General features: G+C 71.3%; 4 protein-coding genes. All 4 read right to left on the reverse strand.

Going from position 1 to position 18,585, the window contains the following annotated elements; translation table 11 throughout:
* Window positions 1-893 (reverse strand): HK97 family phage prohead protease (locus G5C65_RS01530; RefSeq protein WP_165296732.1); only part of this gene is annotated, 893 nt, incomplete at its 3' end.
* Between the two features lie 59 nt (window positions 894-952).
* Window positions 953-1,174, reverse strand: coding sequence for a hypothetical protein (locus G5C65_RS01535; RefSeq protein WP_165296733.1), 222 nt, complete (start codon window positions 1,172-1,174; stop codon window positions 953-955).
* 11 nt (window positions 1,175-1,185) lie between these two features.
* Window positions 1,186-1,740: a hypothetical protein gene (locus tag G5C65_RS01540; protein ID WP_165296734.1), complete on the reverse strand. Its 555-nt coding sequence runs from the start codon at window positions 1,738-1,740 to the stop codon at window positions 1,186-1,188.
* A 349-nt stretch (window positions 1,741-2,089) separates the two neighbouring features.
* Window positions 2,090-18,520 carry a hypothetical protein gene (locus G5C65_RS01545; protein ID WP_165296735.1) on the reverse strand — a complete coding sequence of 5,477 codons (16,431 nt, stop codon included), beginning with the start codon at window positions 18,518-18,520 and terminating at the stop codon, window positions 2,090-2,092.
* Window positions 18,521-18,585 lie beyond the last annotated feature (65 nt).

An 18,585-nucleotide genomic window follows, 5' to 3' on the forward strand; every position in this document is an offset into this window, starting at 1 on the left:
GCCTCCAAGACTGCGGTGCGAGCGCTCTTGCTCTCGGTCGCGTGCGTGGCGGGATAGATGCCGAGGGCGTCGTGGTGGCGGAGGTTGCAGTAGCCGCGGGTGTCTGCGGGGTTCATGTGGCGGCTGGCGATGGCCACGCAGCGGTTGAAGTCCCCGGCGGTGCCCCAGCCGATCTGGGCGGCTCCTTCGCCATGCACGTACCAGTGGCGAAGCTGCTCGGCGTCGCCGCGGTTCTTGTCCAGGCCGCCAGCTGTCTTGGCTTCGAATACTGCGGTCCGGGCGGTCTTCGCCTCCGGGCTCGCTCGTCTCCCCGGATCGTTCTTGTCCCGTTGTGAGGGCCTCGGCTCGGGTAGTTCTTCGTGCCCCTTGGACTGGGCGGTCTTGCGTTCCAGCCCTGCGTCATCAGCCTTGACTTCCAGGGAGCGCGTCATGGGGTGCGCGCCGTGCAGTACCGGGGAGACCTCGTACAGGTCGAGTTTGTGGATGACGCGCACGCAGTCAGCGCGCTTGGTCGCACCCGATGGCGGGACCCGGTAGCCGATGGAGAACTGGGCTTCGCCGTGCTCGTGCCACTGGCGGACCTGCTCGTACACGTCGCGGCCCTTCGACGTGCGCAGGTTGAACCGGATCGTTGCCACGAGGGCGCCCGCCTCGGGGGGCCAGTTCGGTATGCCGGAGAACCGGGGATCTCCGGGCTGCCACTCGGCGATGTCCTGGACGACCCCGATGGGGTCCTTCCATTCGTGGTGCCAGACCGTTTTCACGGGCCTGGTGGCAAGGGTGTGGGCGAACGCGCCGGGGACGATGAAGTCCGCCACCTCATCGACGACGCCGGTGACGGCGAAGATCGCCCGGCAGATGCCCTTGCGGGGGGTCGTGGTTCGGGACGGCACGGCGGGGAACCTCCGGCGACTGGACAGGCGGTCCCCGGGACCGTGCCGGGCGCGCAGGGCTACTGTCCTGTCGGCTCCTGCGCCGCCTCGTCGTCTGCCTGCCGCGCCTCCGCCGCAGTGCGCGCGGAGACCCATCCCTGCGTCCAGTAGCGCGCGCCGAACTGCTGCTCCGGATCGGCGCTGTACGGGTCGTAGGGGCAGGCATCCGACGGGTCGCCAGCCGTAAACGCGGCTTCCCCCTCACCGAGCAACGCCAGGTACGCCTGACGGTTCAGCTCCACCGGTGCGGCTCCTAACTCCGGGACGGGAAGAGCGGATCTTGTCCGCCGTGTTCGGTCGGCGGATCGCTCTCGTCGCCGTCCTGGGTGCGGCTGTGGGTGCGGGTCATGTGCGCGTCGTCGACATCAATGGCCCACACGTCCGGGTCGGGGTACCGCCACACCTGTCCGGTGGTGTCCCGGACCCATCCCGTCAGTGTGCCGTCCTGAGCCTGGTCGAGCCACGCCTCCTCGCCGTCCTGCCCCTGGTAGGCGGCGAAGGCGTCTGCGGGATCGGTCTCGTCGCCTTCGTCGTACATGTCGCCGGACCACGGGCGGGCGTCGTCCGGGGGAAGCGGGGGCTCCGCGCTGTCCGGCGGAGGTTCGGTCCCTTCGCCTTCGGCGGATCCAGTGGATTGCTCCGGCTCCAGCGGCGGGGCCTGGACGTCGCCGGTCTCTTCCTGTGGCTCCGCGTCCGAGTCCTCAGCGGCGGCATCGGCGTCGGTGGGCCGGGCGTCCTGGTCCTCGTCCTCTCCGGACGGCTTGCCTTTCTTGGGGAGTGCCTTGATGGCGAATCCGTATCTGGTCACGGTGGGAAGGGTGGGGAAGCCGGGTGGCTTGTGTCCTGCCGCCGACGTGACCTTCTCCGGTCGTGATCATTCTTGCCCATTTGTGCAAGCCCTCCCGCGCCGTGCATCACCTCCAGGACGTTCGTGTGCCGCTGGAGGAGGGCGAGGATGGCCGCCTGGTCGTTGCGAGACACACGGCGAAGCGGGCCCGTTGGCGACAAGGGGATCGCCTCGCCCCTATGCAATGCGACAAGGGCCGCCGCCCGGCGCGAGCCGGTCACCGGCCGGTCCGCGTCACCGGTGACCTGCACGTGGTAGGCGGACCCGTCGTCGAATCGGCCGGTGACGGTGAGCGGCATCGCGATTCCCTTCATCGGGTGGCGAGCAGACCGAGGAGGAACGCGCGGAGGTCGTCGTCCTCGTACCAGTCGCCGTTGAACATGGCCTGGAGGGACCGGGCGAGACTGTCACCCGTCTCGGGCTGCGTCTGCTGCGGGGCGAGGAGCCGCCCCAGGGCGCTGCGGTCGGGCCTGCGCGCGCCGGGGCGCCCGGCGTGGGTCCGGACGAACCAGAACATCCGCTGTGCGGCATCCAGGTCCGGGAGGTGTCCGGCAAGGTGCTGGGCCATGGCGTGTGCGGCGGTGCCCTGCCCCTCGTCGCCGAGATCAGCGATGGTGGCGAGGTGCGCGCCCGGTTCGTAGCGGCCCGTGTCGCCGTCCACGGCGGTGAGACGGCGCCCGTCCGGTGCGGAGAGCCAGTCCCGGGGAATGAGCCGCTGCACGCTGCGCACGGCCCGCTCGGCGTCCGGGGTGCTGTCCGGGCCGAACACGATTCCGGCGTTGCCCCGGGGACCGAGGTCGCGCAGCTCAGCGAGGGCTCCGGCGACGGCATCGGGGGTTGCCGCAGCGTATCGGGCGCGCAGTGCCTCCCATTCACGGCGCGCGGCTGCGGCCTCCATCTGTGCGGCGGCGATCTCCACGTCCACGTCTCCGTCCTGGAGGGCGCTTCCGCTGCGCGCGGCCTGGAGGTTGAGCAGGCGCCGCTCGGTCGCGGCGACGTAGTCGTCGGCGAGGCGCATGGTGCCGTGCGGGTCGCTGCCGAAGTCATCGCCGAGCGCCGCGCCCAGACGCCGTGTGACTTGCCGGTCAACGTCCGCGCCGGCAGCCCGCAGGGCAGCCATATGCCGTATGGCGGTCAGCCCCGGGCCGCCGTCGGCCGCGCGGTCCGGGACCCATTGGGTTCGGTCGGAGCGGCCGGGGAGCCGCCCCGCGGCGAGCTGCGCCCACGTCGTCGGCCGCCACCAGGTGACGTGGCGGGACACTTGGCCGAAGCGGCCCCGCTCGGGCAGCAGGCTCGCCCAGTGGGATACGCGCGTGACCAGGGAGCCGCCCTCGGGCTCGGGGAGATCGAGCGCGGTGCGCACACGCGCGAGGTGACGGGTCTCCGGCCAGTTCCGCACGCGGGAGACAAGGCGGCGCAGGAACGACTTCAGTCGGGATAGCCGGTCGCGGTTCTCGCGCCACATCTCGGCGATCTTCCGTGCGGCGGCCTTCACCAGTTCGATGAGGCGGCGGCCAAGACGGCCGAGGAGAGCGACGGTGTGGGCGAGGAGTCCGGGTTGCCGTGTGGCGTCCGGTGCCGCGGCTCCGGCCCGGCGGACAATCTGGCGGGCTGCGGCCTGCCGCGTCGCGTCCAGGTGCGCGGACAGGTGCCGGGCCAGCGCCTCGGGGTCGGCCGGATCGGCTCCGGCGTCGCCGAGCTGCCGTAGGAGCGCGGTCACAGCGTCATCGGCATGCGCGGTGACCGCGCGAGCCACTTCGCTGTCCTCGTCCTCCCCGCGCTGGTGAGCGGCATCGTGGACCCTCGCCGGGATGAGCCGGAGCAGGTCCGTAGCGCGCTGTGCCAGGTCCTCGTTGCTCTCACCGGGGAGCGGTTCGAGGTCGTTGATCGTGCGCAGGGCGGCCCGGACTGTCTGGGCGTGCGCGTCCTGCCCGGCCCGCTTGAGGGCCTGGTGCGCGGCGGCACGCTCGGGGCCGGTGATCCCGGCCGTGTCGAGGGCGTTGCGCGCCTCCCGACGGGCAGCCTGCCCGGCTCCGCGCAGGGACTCGGGCGTGAGGCGCCGCGCGATCTGCTCGCGCAGCGCGTGGATGTCGCCCGGCGGCTCGGTTCCAGCTGTCGCCTCGTCGATGATCCGCGCGGCCACGGTGCGGGCGTGATCATCAACGATCCGGTTCATGGCCACTGCGGGGGCCATGCGGGGAGCGCGCGGCTCCGGGGCCGGGATCGGCTCGCTCGTGTGGTCGTCGCCTGCCGGGGGCGGCTCGGGAAGCTGCCAGAGGGGCATGGCGGCATGGACGAGGCGCCGCCGCCACTGCCGGTCTTCGTCTTCGAGGAGCAGGCTGCGTATGCCGCCGGGGCCTTCCTCCACGTCCAGGACGCGGAAGACGTGGACCTCGTCGCCGTGTCGCTCATCTGGCATGGCGATGACGTCGCCCTCGCCGATCTGCGCCGCGTTCGATGGGCGCGGCCGGTCGAGTCCGTCAGGGGCGGGTCGGCCGGCGGCCCGGTCGAGGTGGTCGGCTGCCCGTAGGGCTGCCCGGCCTTCCGCGGTCCTCGGGTCGGCGGATGCCCGGAGCTGGGCAACGAGCGCGGTCGCCTGGTCCGGCGTGACGGGCAGATCCACGCCGAGCCGGGCGGCTGCCTGCTGGGCGTCGGGGGTGTCCTCGGGGCTGTGGCCCTGGTCGGCGATGGCGTCACGGTCGCCGGGTGTGAGCTCCGGGTCGATGGTGGGGCCGGTGACGGGGGTGATGGCTGGCAGCGGCTCGTGCACGGTCAGCTCGTCGGAGGGGGCGGGCGCGTCGTCCGGCCCGAGGTCCGGCGCCCCGCCGCCGAGCCCTTCGGCCCGGTGGACGACGGCGGTCGCGTCCAACTCCATGACGCCCAGTTCGCCGGTGCTGGTGTCGGCGTACTCGAAGGTGACGCGATCCCCTTCGCGGTTCTTGCTGCGGATCTCGACCGTCGTCAAGGTGTCGTCGAGGTCGAGCACAGCGACGTCGCCTTCGTTGACCTCCGCGGCTGTCGGGTCCGTGATGCCGGTGACCGGGGAGGTCTCGGGGGCTTCGTCTCGGACTTCGCCGATGACGCGGAGGTCTGCGGCGCTGCGGGTGAGAGTCCCCTCGGCGGTGGTGACCGTGATGCGGTCGCCGTTCGCCTCGTCGACAGGGCCGAGGAGTGCTCCGTTCTCGTCGGCGACGACATGGCCGGGGCGGACTCGCTGGCCGCTTGCGGTCCAGCCCTCGGGCCGGTGGTCCTCGGAGTCGACTGCGGCCAGGGAGGTGGGGGCGGTGCCGGTGTCCGTGCCGCCGTCGGCCCACCTGACGGACACGGTGGTGTCGGTGGCTCCGGTGATCGTGCCCTGCCGGTCTCCCGAACCGGTGACCTGGCGGCCGGGGAAGAGGCCGCGGCCTTCGGCGTCTGCGGGTATGCGGTCGGGCAGCTCGCCGCTGATGACATCGCCCTGGGCGCCAGTGACTGGGGCGCCGGTGGCCGCTGTGTCCGGGGCATCGGCGCGGGCTGCGGCGCTGTCGAGCGGGGTGTAAACGACGTTGCGGGTGCCGGTGCGGCCGTCGAGGCTCTCGCCGATCGACGTGCGCCACATGTCCTGGGTGCGGCCTCGCCGGGTCACCGTGACGCGCTCGGGCGGGTCCAGGACGTATCCGGTGCGGGTCGTAGTGCGCCCGTTGCGTGTGGTGCCGTCGATACGAGCCGTGTCGCCGGGCCGGAGCCCGTCGACGCGGGCCCACTGCGCAGGCTGGCCGCCGACCGGTTCGGGCTCGGCCAGTGGTTCGGGCGGGTGCGTCTCGTCGTCGTGGGGCGGCTCGTGGACGGTGTCCGGGCCTGCGGAGGTGGGTTGTTCGGGGCGGGCAGGCCCGTCGGGTGCTGCGTGCTCGGGCTGGGTGCCGGAGCGTGTGAGTTGGTCGCTGCCTGGCGTGTTCGTCTCCGCCGCGCGGGGCTTGCGCCGTACGACGCCGAGTTCCAGGCGCGCGTCGTGCTGACGCATGGATTGCCCGTCCGGTCCGGTCCAGGTGACGTCAGCCGGGTAGCGGTGGTAGTCGCGCGAGCCGAGGGCCTGGATCCCGGTGGGGTTCCAGATGCGGGACTGGTCCTCGGTGATCGTGCCCCGCACGGTGCCGATCGGGTCCGCGCCACCGTGCGGGGACCGGTCGGTGCTGTCGGCCAGGGGGTAGGCGACCTCGTCTCCGGGCTGGAGGTCTGCGGGGTCGGCGAGCACGGTGTAGCCGTCGGCTTCCTGCTGCCGATGCCAGGCGGGGGCCATCTGGCGCCAGGCGCGTTCCTCGTCGGCGCGGTTGATGTCGAACTGCCAGCGGGGACCCTGGTCCTGGTCGTTGGCCAGCGCGCGGGCCATGGTCTCGGCGAGGCTTTCGTCGTTCGGGCCCCGGAACGTGCGGGCTCGTTCGATGGCGTCGGGGGCGTCCCACGGAAACGGGGTGCCGTCGGCGTCCCGCACGTCCTCTTCGAGGACGTTTGCCGCGTGAAGTGCGGCCTTCAGGGTGGAGAAGCCGTCGATGTGGTCGTTGAGGACGGGGGTGAGACTTCCGGGGGCGGCCACGATGTAGCGGCGGTTGTACTCGGCGCCTTCACGGACCGCACGGTTGCCGTAGACCAGGAGCCGCCTGCCCTGGGACAGGCGAGTGTTGGGGTCATCCGCAATCTCACGCCGTTCCTCGGGGCTCGGTGGGCTGGTGTGTAGTCCAGCACCGGGAGCGGGGGCGTCGAGCTGTCCGCTGCGGATGTGGTCGCGTACGGCGTTGAGATCAGCGAACCGGGGGGTGTCTGAGCTGCTCGGGGCGGCTGCCCGTTCTGACTGGCGGCCGTGATTGGGCTGCGGCTCCGGCGTATCGGGGGTTGACGGGGCCGGGGTGCTGTCCGACTCGGGTACATCGTCCTCGCCCCGGGGCTCCTCTGCTGGTGCGGATGCCTCCGGGGTGTCCTCGGCTCGACGCTGTTCCTCCTCATGCCGTTGGCGCTCGATCCGTTCTTCGGCACGGCGTTGCTGCTTGAACTGGTTGTACGTCAGCCGCCCACCGTTGTTGTCGAACCATTCGATCAGCTCTTCGCTGGCATAGTCCCGCCACCGACCGAACCGGGACAGATTCCCGCCCGAGAACACGTCGCGCTCGCTGACGGACGGCAGGCGCCTGCTGTTCCGGCTGAAGAAGTAGCCGTTGGTGGCAGCGAGGGCAGCCGTGTACCGGGCCTCGTCGAGATCCTGGAACTCGCGCTGCAAGCGCTCCTCGCGAGTCTGCGGGCGCCGAGTGACGTCCGTGCCGCCGAAGCCGAGGGCGGCATCCATGGCCTCACCGCGGCGCCTCACCTCGTCCGTGTCGGCTGCCGGGGTGGCGGGAATGGCGTCGCGTACGCGCTGGTCAGCGTCGTCGCGGCGGTCCATCTCCTCCATGACCCGCATCTGATCGGCCTCCGAGAGGCCGGTGCCCCATGCGGCGGCCAATTCGTCGTCTGACAGAGAGTGGAGTTCGTCTGGCAGGGCGGCGGGCTGCGGCTCGCCGGGGACGGCAGCAGGTTCCGGCTGTGCCTGCGGGATGTCGCTGTCGTCGTGCTCGCGGTCTCGCTGGAAAGCATCCCGCACCGCGCGCAGGGCCTCGGACAGCGGGCGCCTCTTGCTGTCGCGCCACTGGGCGATCACGTCGGGCGTGAGTGGCTCATGCCAGTCGATGGGCAGTCGGGACCCGTCGGTGATGTCCTCGAACCGGTCGGCCAGCTCTCGGGCCTCGTCCGCGTCTCGCGTGGTCAGGCTGATCTTTCCCAGGCGACCGCCGTTGCGTGCCTGAGCGAACCGCCACTGTCGCGCTCCGTCGGGGTCGTCGGCGGCATCGTCGGTCCAGGTGACGAGCCCGCCGCCGGAGGAGAGGGTCAGCGTCGGGTTGTCGGCGAGCTGCGCGAGGAAGGCGCGCCGCTCCGGGGTGTTCTCCCCGGCGGTCAGCCGGTCGCCGCGCCGCCATGCTTCCCGCAGGTCCGCCACCGTGCGGGGCGGTTCACGGTCGAGCGTACCGCCGTCGTGATCAGCAGTGTCTGCACCGTCGGTGCCAGGCGGCATGCGCGGACGGTGTGGTAGGTCGGCTCTGGGCGCTCCTGGGCCACCCGCCGGGCCGCGGCCTTCTCCACCCGCACCGTGGATTCCTCGGTGACGACGGTGATGGCCGCGATCGTCTTCCCTGTCCTGAGCTGCTGGCTCTTCAGCGTTCGGGCGGTCCTCGGTCCTGCCGTCTGGAGTGCCCGGTGCCTGGGGGCCGCCGTCGGCCCCTTCCGGGCCCTCGTCCGGCGATGCCGCGTCCGCATCCGTGTTGGGGTCGGGGTGGCTCCGTTCATGGTCGCGCTGCTCGTCCTCCCCGTGCTGAGCGTCGTCATCGTCCTGCTGCTCGTCTTCCGGTCGCTGAGGCTCCGTTGTCTCGTCGCGCGCGGTGTCTTCCTCATGCGTCGGCACGGTGGCCGTGTCGCCTGCGGGAGAGTTGTTGTCGCGGAGATCCGGTGTTGGCTGCCCGTCTCGGTCGTCTCTGTTGATCTCCTCGTCCGGATGCCGCAGACGGAGTTCGGAGTCGCGCCTGTAGAACCGCTCCTCACCGTCGCTCGTGACGATCCGGACGCGGCCCCGGCCCGTGAGATTCGGCGGCTCGGCAACTGTGTGAGTGCGTCCGTCGGGGTCGGTGTACCGGTCGCCCTCCTCCAGGTCGGCGGGGTGGCGCATCCGGACCGGACGCAGACGGCTGGTGTCGCGCCCCTCGTGGTCCGCGAACATGTCCGGCGTGCCGAAGTCGTCGTCGGGCTGGTCGAGCGGGTTGTCCGGGTCGGCTACTTCGGGGGACTGCGTCTCCGGCTCGTCGACGTCGAAGAGGCCGCCTCCCGCGTCTGCGGGCTCCGGCTTCTTCGGCTCGGCCTTCGGTGCCCGCCCGGCACGGCGGTCCTTCTCCGCCTCCAGCACGGCCATGCGGGTCCGGTCGGCGCCCGTCAGTTCCCCGTGGGCCATCTCCCGCTCCATCAGGGCCACGATCTCGTCGGCGAGCTCCTGATCCGTCATCGCGACGGGCGCCTTGGTGCCCTCGGGACGTATGGCGTCGAGCTGCTGGGTGACCTCGTCCTGGCCGAGGGCGACCGAGTCGTCTGAGCCCGCGGTGTCCGCTCCGGGACGGTCGGCGATCGGCTCGTCGCTTGGGGCCGGTGCCGTCTGCCCGTCGCCTTCCTCCTCGGGGGTCTCGTCCTCGCCGGAGGCAGCGGGCACCGGCGGCAAGGTGGGGCCACCGCTGTCGCCATCGCCTGCGTCCGCCAAGGTGTCCGGTGTATCGGCGTCGTCGTCACGCGTGGCGTCAGCTCCTGGCCGGAGGCGGCCGAGGGTCTGGGAGACGTCCTCGGACGGAAGCCGCACCGTGTCCCGCTCCGGTTCGTCCGGCTGTTCGGCGCGCTGGGGCTCGGGGTGCTCGCGGTCGAACTCTTCGAGGGTGAGCACCGCGGCGCCGACGGCGGCTTGGAGCGGTACGCGGGCCTGGTGGCGTTCCTCGACGATCTTCCGGCGCTGCGCCTTGGTCAGTTTCTTGTCGAGTTCGGCCTCGTCGATCTCGGGCAGCTTGTCGAGGTCGGCGATCCTGCCGACCACATCTTCCAGAAGGTGGGTGCGGGCCCGTGCGTGGTCGATCTGCGGGGTGAGGTCCGCTGCTGTCTGTGCGGACTGCAGGAGGGCTATCTGCTCATCGAGCTCGGGCAGGCGCGCCCGGTCCGTCTGTTGAAGCGCCGGGGCCTTCTCCAGGGCGTTGACCAGCCGGGTGATCATGCCCGCCCCGGCGCCCTTCTTCTTCAGGTCGTCCGGGCTGCGTGCGAAGTCGCTGCGGGCGAGATCGGGGAAGCCGACGTGTGCGACGAGCTGGCCGTCCGCGCGGCGTTCGGTGCGCACGCCAAGGTCGAGCCCGCCGAACTGGCCCAGGATCCTCCAGGGCCCCATGCCGTCGCGGTCGTGTTCCAGGAGCTGGGTGGTGACCTGCCGGTGCAGGGCGGCTGCGGCGTCGGAGCGCTCGGCGTACGACTGGCCGCCGAGGTTCATGCCGAAGGTGTCGCGCACGTCGCGGATGCGGGGCAGGGCGTCCTCGCGGCGGACGATGCCCTCGCGGGTGTCGGCGAGGTCCTGTTCCAGCTCTGCCAGCGTCTCGGCGCGGCGGACGCGCTCGGCGGCCTCGTTGTGCTGGTCGATCTCCAGGTCACGGAGCGTGCGGCGGGCCTTCATGAGCTGGCTCATGTAGGGGTTGCCGCCGATCTCGGCTTCCATCGTCTCGTAGTCGAACTCGGCGCCGTCGAGCTCGGAGACGGTGTCGCTGGTGTCGCCTTCGGCGGTCTCCGGGCGCTGGATGTCGATCAGCCCCTCGGCCTTGGCGGCTACGAAGCCCGCCTTCCAGCCGTCCATGGATCCCTTGGTCGCGAAGATGTCGATCTCGACTTCGGGGTTCTGGTTGCCGTAGCGGAGGATGCGGCCGTTGCGCTGTTCCATCTGCGCGGCGCCCCAGTCGAGGTCGACGTGCGTCAGGGAGACCATGCGGTTCTGCGCGTTCATGCCCGTGCCCGCGACGGTGCTGGAGCCGATGAGGACGGAGATCTCGCCGTCCCGGGCCTTGCGGAACAGCTCGGCCAGGTCCTCGGGCTTGCCGGACTTCTTGGCGTCCTGGACGAACGCGATCTTCTCGCGGGGGATGCCGCGCTCGACCATGAGGTCCCGCAGCTCGGCGTAGGCGTCGAAGCCGCCCTTGTTGTTGCCGCCCGGCACGCCCTCGTTCAGGAAGATCATCTGGAGTGCGCCGGGGACCGGGTGGTCCTGTGCCCTGCCGTAGTACGTCTTGTAGACGCGGTCCTTGTAGCGGTGGTAGCGCTCCGCGTGCGCGTCGGCGACCGCCCGGAGTTTGTGACCGGCCGGCGCCTTCGGGTCGATGAGCCGCGGGTCCAGGGCCACGCTGCTGCCTTCGTTGGACACCGCGAGCATGTTGTCCTCGTGGCGGTCCACGTCGCCGTTGTGGATTGCCCGGCCTCGGGCGACGAGGCTCTTGAGGCGGTCCAGCTGGTCCCGGGTCGGTTCGACCATGACCAGGTTCGGGGTGCCGCCCCGGAGTGCCGGGCGGGGGATGCCCACGTCGTCGGCGCGCTTGGTGTCGGCGATGAGGCCCCACATGGTCTTCATGGCGCGCTTGTTGTGGAACTCGGAGAACCGCTCGACGACGCGGAGTCCTGAGCCGTCGGGGGCGTTCTCGACACGCAGGACCTTGCGGCCGAATGTCGCGGCCCACAGGTCCGGGGCCCCGGCGTTGTACGTGTCGAGGATCCATGGGGCGGCGAGGGCGAGCATCGTGTACTGCTCGGTGATCGAGTTCGACAGCGGGGTGCCGGTGGCGAGGGTGACCGTGGCCCGGCCCGCGCGGCGACGGTGCAGGTCGGTCAGCTTCTGGTGCAGGTCGATGCCGCGGATCGAGGCCGGGTCTCCGCCGCCCTCCTTCGAGCGGAAGCCGACGCCCTTGTACCGGTGGGCCTCGTCGACGACGGCATAGTCGAAGCCGAGGTCGTCCCAGTACGTCTCACCCGGCGTACGCATGGGCGCGGCGTTCTTGCTGATCTTGTTCTGCACCGTCGCGATGCGCTGCTCGATCTTCGCGACGATGAACGGGTGGTTCGGGTTGTCCGCGTCCTCGTACTGCCGGTCGAGCTGCTCGCGCAGGGCCTCCAGCTCGCGGAACTCGTACTCCTCCTGCGCCTCCGGCGACATCTTGACCGACCCGAAGGCGGGTTCGGTGAAGATGACCAGGTCGGGCTTGTTGGCGCGCAGCCACTCCAGGGTGCTCGCGCGCCGCCCGTCGGCCAGGTCCGCGGACGTGATCAGGTGAATGTCCGCGTTCGGGTACGCGAACCGCGCCTCGTCGTACCACTGCTGCGCGAGATGGTCGGGGACGACGGCGAATGGCTTCTCGATCTGGCCGGAGGCCCGCAGCGCCTGGGTGCCCATCACCAGCGTGGAGGTCTTTCCCAGGCCCACCTCGTGGGAGAGGACCACCGACCGCTCGAACTGCATGCGCGCGGCGCCGGACAGCTGCCATGGGTGCGGGGTGCGGTCGGGGGTGAAGCCCTCCAGCGTGGGGGCCATGCCGTCGTAGGAACGGACGACGTGCCCGTTCATGATCTTGTTGTAGGAGTCGGTCAGGCGCGTGAGGCGGTCAGCGTTGGCCGTCGCGTACTTGGCGAACTCCGCCCGCATCTGGTCGGCCTTCTGCCGGACCAGGCGGGACGTTTCCTCATCGACATCCCGGCGCTTGTCGTCGTGGTAGACGGTCAGCGAGCCGTGGCCGAGGACGGCGCGGGCGATGTGGACGGCGTCCTTGCCCTTGGTGCCCTTCTCCGCGTTGGCCGCGACGCCGTACATGGTGTTGTTGGCCTGCGGGACCTTCCCCGCGTGGAGGATCCAGCCGTAGCGGTCGTCGTGAGCGACGCGCAGCGTGCGGTCGCCCAGGTACTCGCGCAGGAAACCCTGGACAAGCTCGGGCGGCGTCCAGTGCGCGCCCATCTCCGGGGTGAACTCGCCGATGGTGCGCTCGGCGGGCTGGACGGCATCCAGGGCGGCGACGTTGACGGCGTACGCCGGATCCTTCTCGGCTGCGCGGCGCGCGGTGTCGAGCTTGTCGCGGACGGGGCCGGACAGGTAGGCGCCGGCCAGCTCCAGGCGGCCGGTGGCCGGGTCGGTGAAGACCTCTTTGCCGAGGCGGCGCACGGTCTCCTGCGGATCGAGATCCAGCAGGCGGGAGACCTCGCCGAGATCGACCTCGCCGGTCGCGGCGACGACCGCGGCCAGTGCCGCTTTCGGGTCGTCGGTGCGGGTCAGCGGCTGGCGGCGGGCGGCGGCGCGCTCGGTGAAGACGCGGGAGAGGACCGGCTCGCCCTTCTCGGCGTCCCACCGCTCCAGCGCGAGGACGGAGGCGGCGTCCGGGTCGGAGCGGAAGTAGCCCCACGCGGTCGGGGTGCGCTCCTGCGAGCCGTCCGGCCGGGTGCCGGACTTCATGCTGCGCACCTGGCCGGGCTTGGACATGGGCCCGAACTCGGCGACGTACGCGGTGTGCAGGTCGCGCAGCTTGCCGCGCAGGTTCTCGGCGCGCTCGTCCTCGTCGTTCTTCCGGTCCAGCTCGCGCAGCTCGGCGGCTACGTCGCGCAGCCGGATCAGGGCGCGGAGCTGGTCGGTACGCCCGTCGGACGGCACGACGGCGACCGGGTCGCCGCCGTTGACGTGCTGGTAGAGCTGACCGTCGTCGTCCTCGTAGAGGCGGCCGGTCCAGTCGTCGGCGTGCTTGTCCCGCGCGGTCCGCAGGAGCACCGGCGGCCGGTCGTCCCCGTCGGGGTGCGGCTCGTAGCCGTTGCCGTCGGCCACGGCCTGGGCGGCGATCTGCTCCAGGGCGTCACGCAGCTGGTCGGCGGCCTTGGCCGGGTCGCCCTTGACGGTCAGGCGCGGGCCGTACGGGGATGACTCGGTGGCCAGGTCACCGAGGATGTGATCGGGGTGTTCGGTGAAATACGCGTTGACGTGCTCGGTGACGCGGCCGACCTTCCGTTCCGGGGCGTTGAGCCACGACGTGTCGCCCGGCTCCTGGCCGTCGGCGCGGCGCCGCAGCACGAGCACGTCCGTGACGACGCTGGTGCCCGCGTCGTGGAAGACGCCGGAGGGCAGGCGCACCGCGCCGATCAGGTCGCCGTACTCGGCGATCCGCCGCCGGGCCTTGTCGCCCTTGGAATCCAGCGTGTGCCGTGAGGTGATCAGCAGCGTGACGCCGCCCGGCCGCGTGAGAGCCAGCTCCTTGGTGATGAACCCGTTGTGCAGGCTCTCCGCCGGGTAGCGCTTGTCACCGAAGGGGACCGAGGCGAAGGGGACGTTGCCGATGCCCGCGTCGAAGGCGCCGGGGTGGGCGTCGGTCTCCGCGAAGTTCTCGTTGAGGACGTTAGCGTCCGGGTAGATCGCCTTGGCGATCCGCGCGGTCGTCGGGTCGAGCTCGACGCCCGTGAGGCGCGCGCCTGCCGGGGAGACGCCGAAGAACGCGCCCGAGCCAGATCCGGCCTCAAGGACGTCGCCACGCTCGAAGCCCAGGGCCTTCAGGCCGTCCCACATCGCCTCGGCGATGGGCTGCGGCGTGTAGTGCATGGACAGGGTGCCGCGGGACGCCTGCCGCCACTCCAGCGGCGTCAGCTCCCTCTGGAGCATGGTGCGCAGGTCGCGGTACTCGGCCCACCGGGCGTGGTCCTGCGCGAACTTCCCGTACCGTGCGCCGCCCTGCTGGTAGCGCGGTTCCTTCTCGTTCGGCTCGGCCGCGAACATGACCGGAACCGAGCCCCACCCGCTCCAGCGGGCGAGGGCGCGCTTCTCCTCGTCGGTGGCGGGACGCTCCTCCCGCTCCAGCCGCTTGAGGACCCGGATCGCCTCGACGTTCGCGGCGGCGCGCTGAATCGGGCCCTTGGCCGCGGCGTCGGCCGGGTCCGGCCGGAAGCGCGGCGCTACATGTCGTACACCGCGTCCTTCATCGCCTGCAGGTCCCGCATCTCCGGGCTGAGCGTCGGCCGCTGCTCGGCCCCCGGCTCCGGCTCCGGCAGCAGATCGCGCAGCACCTGCTCCGTCGCGCTCGCCCTGATCTGCTTGATCTGCCCCGCCCGCTCCTCGTATTCCGTCGCGGCCGGCACGGTCTCCTCCAGCGCCTCCTCGGCCGCCAGAATCGACGTCTCGATCTCCCTGCCCTTGTTCAGGAAGAACGCGTCCGGGTCCGCCATCGTCGCCAGCTCCTGCGGCCGGTACTTCGTCCAGTGCTCCCGTGCCACCTGGCTGTAGATGCTCACCGTCAGCTCCCTCCTCATCCGTTCCCAGGGCAGCGCGCAGGGCCGCCTGCTGCGCTTCGATCTCCTCGCGCGAGATGACCTTGCGGTCGTCGTCCCCACCATCCTTGCGCACGCCCTCGCGCTGCGCCCCGATCGCGTGGAGCGCAGCGTTGATCGAGGCCAGGCGGGTCTTGGCCTTCGACCGGTCCGAGGAGTCCAGCTCCCGGTCGCTGGCCCACAGCATCATCTCGCGGGACAGTTCCTCAGTGGCGCGCTGGAACTCGGCCAGCAGGCCCTCGGGCACGTTCAGATTGACGCCCTTGCCGCTCTTCCCCGTCAGCGGGTTCGTGCCGTCGGACCAGCCGTAGTAGTGACCCTTGAACAGGCCGTAGAGGGTCTGGCGCTCCTTGGTCGCCGAGTCGAAGCCGTCGGCGCGCCGGGAGTCGCGGTACAGCTCGAAGAACATCTTCGGCACCCACAGGCGCCGCACGGACCCGTAAAGGCGCACCGGCTCGGTGTCGGGGTCCTGGTCGTAGCGGTGCACGAGCGCCGCCAGAGCCTCCGTCATGGACGGGTACGCGCCCAGGATGCGGCCGTGCGTGTCGAGCTGGGCGTTCCACCCCTCCTTGGGCCCGCCCGTATACGCGGAGCCGTACTCGCGGTAGACGACCGTTCCGTACCTGTTGCCGTCGACCGTGACAGCGGTGCCGTACGAACCGCTGCCCCGTAGCGGGTCCTCGCGGGTGTCGGCGCGGCTGACCGTCTGTTCCCGGCCCTCGACGCCGCGGCGGTTCTGCTCGTCGAAGACGGCCTTCAGCCGCTCGTCAAGAGCCTCTCGTTCACCGCCGCTGGCCGTTCTGCGCTGCTTGTACAGCTCGCGGAACTCGTCGGTCAGGGCCTGGTCGTCCAGCCCGGTCGGCTCGGGCCGGTTGCGGTAGGCGTCGGCCTTGCGCCTCCGCCGCTCCTCGTAAACCGCGAGCCGACGGGCCGACAGGACCTCGTTCTGCTCCTTGCCCAGGCTCTTCCAGCGGGCGGGCAGACGCAGGAACTCCTCCTCCAAGGCGGCGTCGTCCAGCTCCTGGACCGGGGGCCGCTGCTCGATGTCGCGGAGCTGCCGGGTCTGTTGCTCGGTCTCGACGGCATCCCGCCGCTCGGCCAGCGCGTTGGCCAGGTCGCGCTCCGGGTTGTCGTCCCCGTCCTCCGGCAGGTGGTTGCTCGACACCTGATGCTTCTGGCGGCGCTCGTCCAGGTCCTTCGCATGCCGGGCGAGGGCGTCATCGCTCAGGTCCTCGGGGGTGCCGGTCTGGGCGAGGAGCTGGTTCGTGCGGCGCCGCCGTTCCCCGTACAGGGCCTGCTCGTCGTCGTTGAGGAGATCACCGCGGCGCGGTCCGCGCGGGCCACGGTCCCGCTGGGATTCGACGATCGCGCGGTCCACATCCGCGTCGCTCAACGCAGCCGCGCGCTCCTGCGGACTGGGCTTCGTCTCGCGGTCTTGGCCCTGGGTGTCGCTGTCCTGGTGGGCGATGCGGCGCCGGTCGAGTTCCGCCTCGACCTTGCGGAGGGCGGCGCGTGCCTGCTGCTTGCGGGCGGGAGTCCTGGCGACCTGGGCGTGGATCTTCAGGTTCTCGCGGTGCTCGCGCAGGTGAGCTTCAGGCATGGCCCGGAGCCGCTTGGTGTCCTCGTCGAGCTGCTCCGGCGCGTCCGCACGGTTGTCAGCGTCCTCGTCGGTGATGCGGACGTTACGGCCCTGGCGGGCGAACGCGGCGAGGATCTGCGCTGCCTTGCGATCACGGGTCTCCGGCTTCCACTGAGTACCGGTGACCCGGGCATTCTGGACGGGCGACCACGCCAGCTTTCCGGCGGCGCCGACCGCCCTGTCATCTCGCGCGTCGTCCTTGACCGTGCCGCGGACCGCAAGGATGCGCTTGCCCTTGTGCGTGGTCCAGGCAAGGTGCACACGGTCGGCCTTCGCCGGGTCGAGTGTGGCGAGGTGATGGCGGGCGATGATCTGGTCGGCGGAGGACAGGCTGTCGCCGATGGGGATGTGAACGCCGTCGACCGTGGCGTGCCGGTCGCCGTAGCTGCCGACGACACGGCCGACCAGTTTGCCGTCCGGGCCGTACACGGTGACGTTGCCGCCGGACCAGGTCGTCCAGTAGCCGTCCACTCCCTCAACAGGCTCCGCGTCGTCCGGCACGCCTGCCGGTCGCCCCTCGGCAGCGGCCGGGTCCGGTGTCTCGTCCGGCTGACTGCCCTCGCCACCCGCAGCGTCCGGGGCGGCGTCCTCGGTGGAGGTCTTCTGCGGCGCCGGAGGGGCGTCCGGCTGTTCCGGAGCGTCCTCCGGGGCGTCACCGGTCTCCGGTGCCTGCCGGTCTGGAACGTTTGCCTGCGGGGCGTCGTCCTCACCGAAAGGGCGACGCCGCAGCGTCTCGGCGAGCCGGTCGTTCGCGATGCTGTGCTTCGGCGGGTGTTCCTGGTCCCAGAGGGCGCGCGCGGCCGTCCACTCCTGGTCGTAGTCGCGCCCCTTCGCCGAGCGCCACTTCGTCCGGTACTCGGCGAACTCGGGGTCGGAGAAGTCCAGCGGCGTACCGTCCTTGTCCTTGAGGGCGCCGACGACGTGCTCTGCGAACGCCTTGGCGTCGGCCTGCCGGTCAAACCACCACGACATCCGCTGGCCGCTGCCAGTGGCGTACAGGTACCAGTCCCCGTCAACACGTCGGGTGACGAACTGGCCGTCGCCGACGAGCTTGAGCCGCGACTCCTTCGCAAGGGCATCCAGTTCCCGGGCTCTGCTCCGATCCCGCGGGCCGTTGGCGTTCCGCAGCCCGTCGGCCTGCTGGGACCAGTTGGCACGGGCCTGCTGGAGTGTGGTGAACCTGGCGCGCGTCTGCGCATGGGTCCGCTGCTGTGCGGCAGCGGACGGGGCGTCGGATCTGCCGGAGGCCCGGAACTCACGAAGGGCACGACGAATGGCCTGCTCAGCACCCTCACCCTTGGTGGAGCGCCACGTCGGCGCCCACTGCGCCATGTCAGGGTCGGAGAAGTCGAACGGCTCGTTGAACTCGCCCGGCATGATGTGCCCGTTGCGGACGTTGTCCTGGACGTACTCGGCCGCGGCTTCGGCCTCCTCGCGGGTGGCGAAGTCGCTGCCGCCGAGATAGCCGCCGGTGCCGGTGGAGCTGAGATACCAGTGGCCGGTGGACGCGTCTCGCGTGCTGACCAGGCCGCCGCTCGGGGTGATCCGCAGGTCTTCGTCCTCGGCGAGCCGGCGCAGAGCCTCCCCATTGGTGCCGGTCTGCTCGGCACGGTCGAGGAAATGACGCCGCACCGCGGCGGTATCGGCGAACCGGGCACCGACCTTGGCTGCACGGTTGGGCAGCGCCTCGACATCAACGTCGTGCCGGTCAGGCTCGTCCTGGTCGTCGCCGTCCTGCGGCCCCTTCCCCTGATCGCGGCTGATGGACCGACCCTCGTCGTCGGTGTCGTGCGGAGCATCCGGGGTGTCGGGGTCCCCGTGGTCGTCACGGGAGAGTCCCAGGCCGCGCCGCCCGTCGCTGTCACGACGGGCGTCCTCGGCGGCCACCTTGTTCTCGCTTCTGGTCGGGGCGCTGCCGTCGGGCCGGGCCACCATCGTGATCCACTTGGCGCTGGTTGTGTGCCGTCGGCCGGTGTACTCCCCGTTGCCCGAGCGGTCCTGGACCAGCACGCGGTCATGGGGGAGTGCCCGCAGGATGCGTGCCAGCTTCCCGCCCCACAGCCGCGCGATGCCGCCGGTCTCGACGAAGCGCCCCTTGCTGTCCCGCGGGTGCAGGGCGGGGTTCCACGGCCGTCGGGTGACCTTGGTTTCCACACCAAGCAGCAGGTCGGAGGGGGTGTGCGCGGGCGGATTCAGCATGGCGCGGACGATGCACAGCGCCCGTGCCTAACGTCGCGCCCTTCGCGATCGGTGAGGGGCCGTAC

Source organism: Streptomyces boncukensis (assembly GCF_011045075.1).
In the GTDB taxonomy this organism is placed as follows: Bacteria; Actinomycetota; Actinomycetes; order Streptomycetales; family Streptomycetaceae; genus Streptomyces; species Streptomyces boncukensis.

What these genes read in the sequence shown, in the direction of transcription:
- G5C65_RS01545 (WP_165296735.1), bottom strand. Translation starts at nt 18,520, where the DNA reads ATGCTGAATCCGCCCGCGCACACCCCCTCCGACCTGCTGCTTGGTGTG.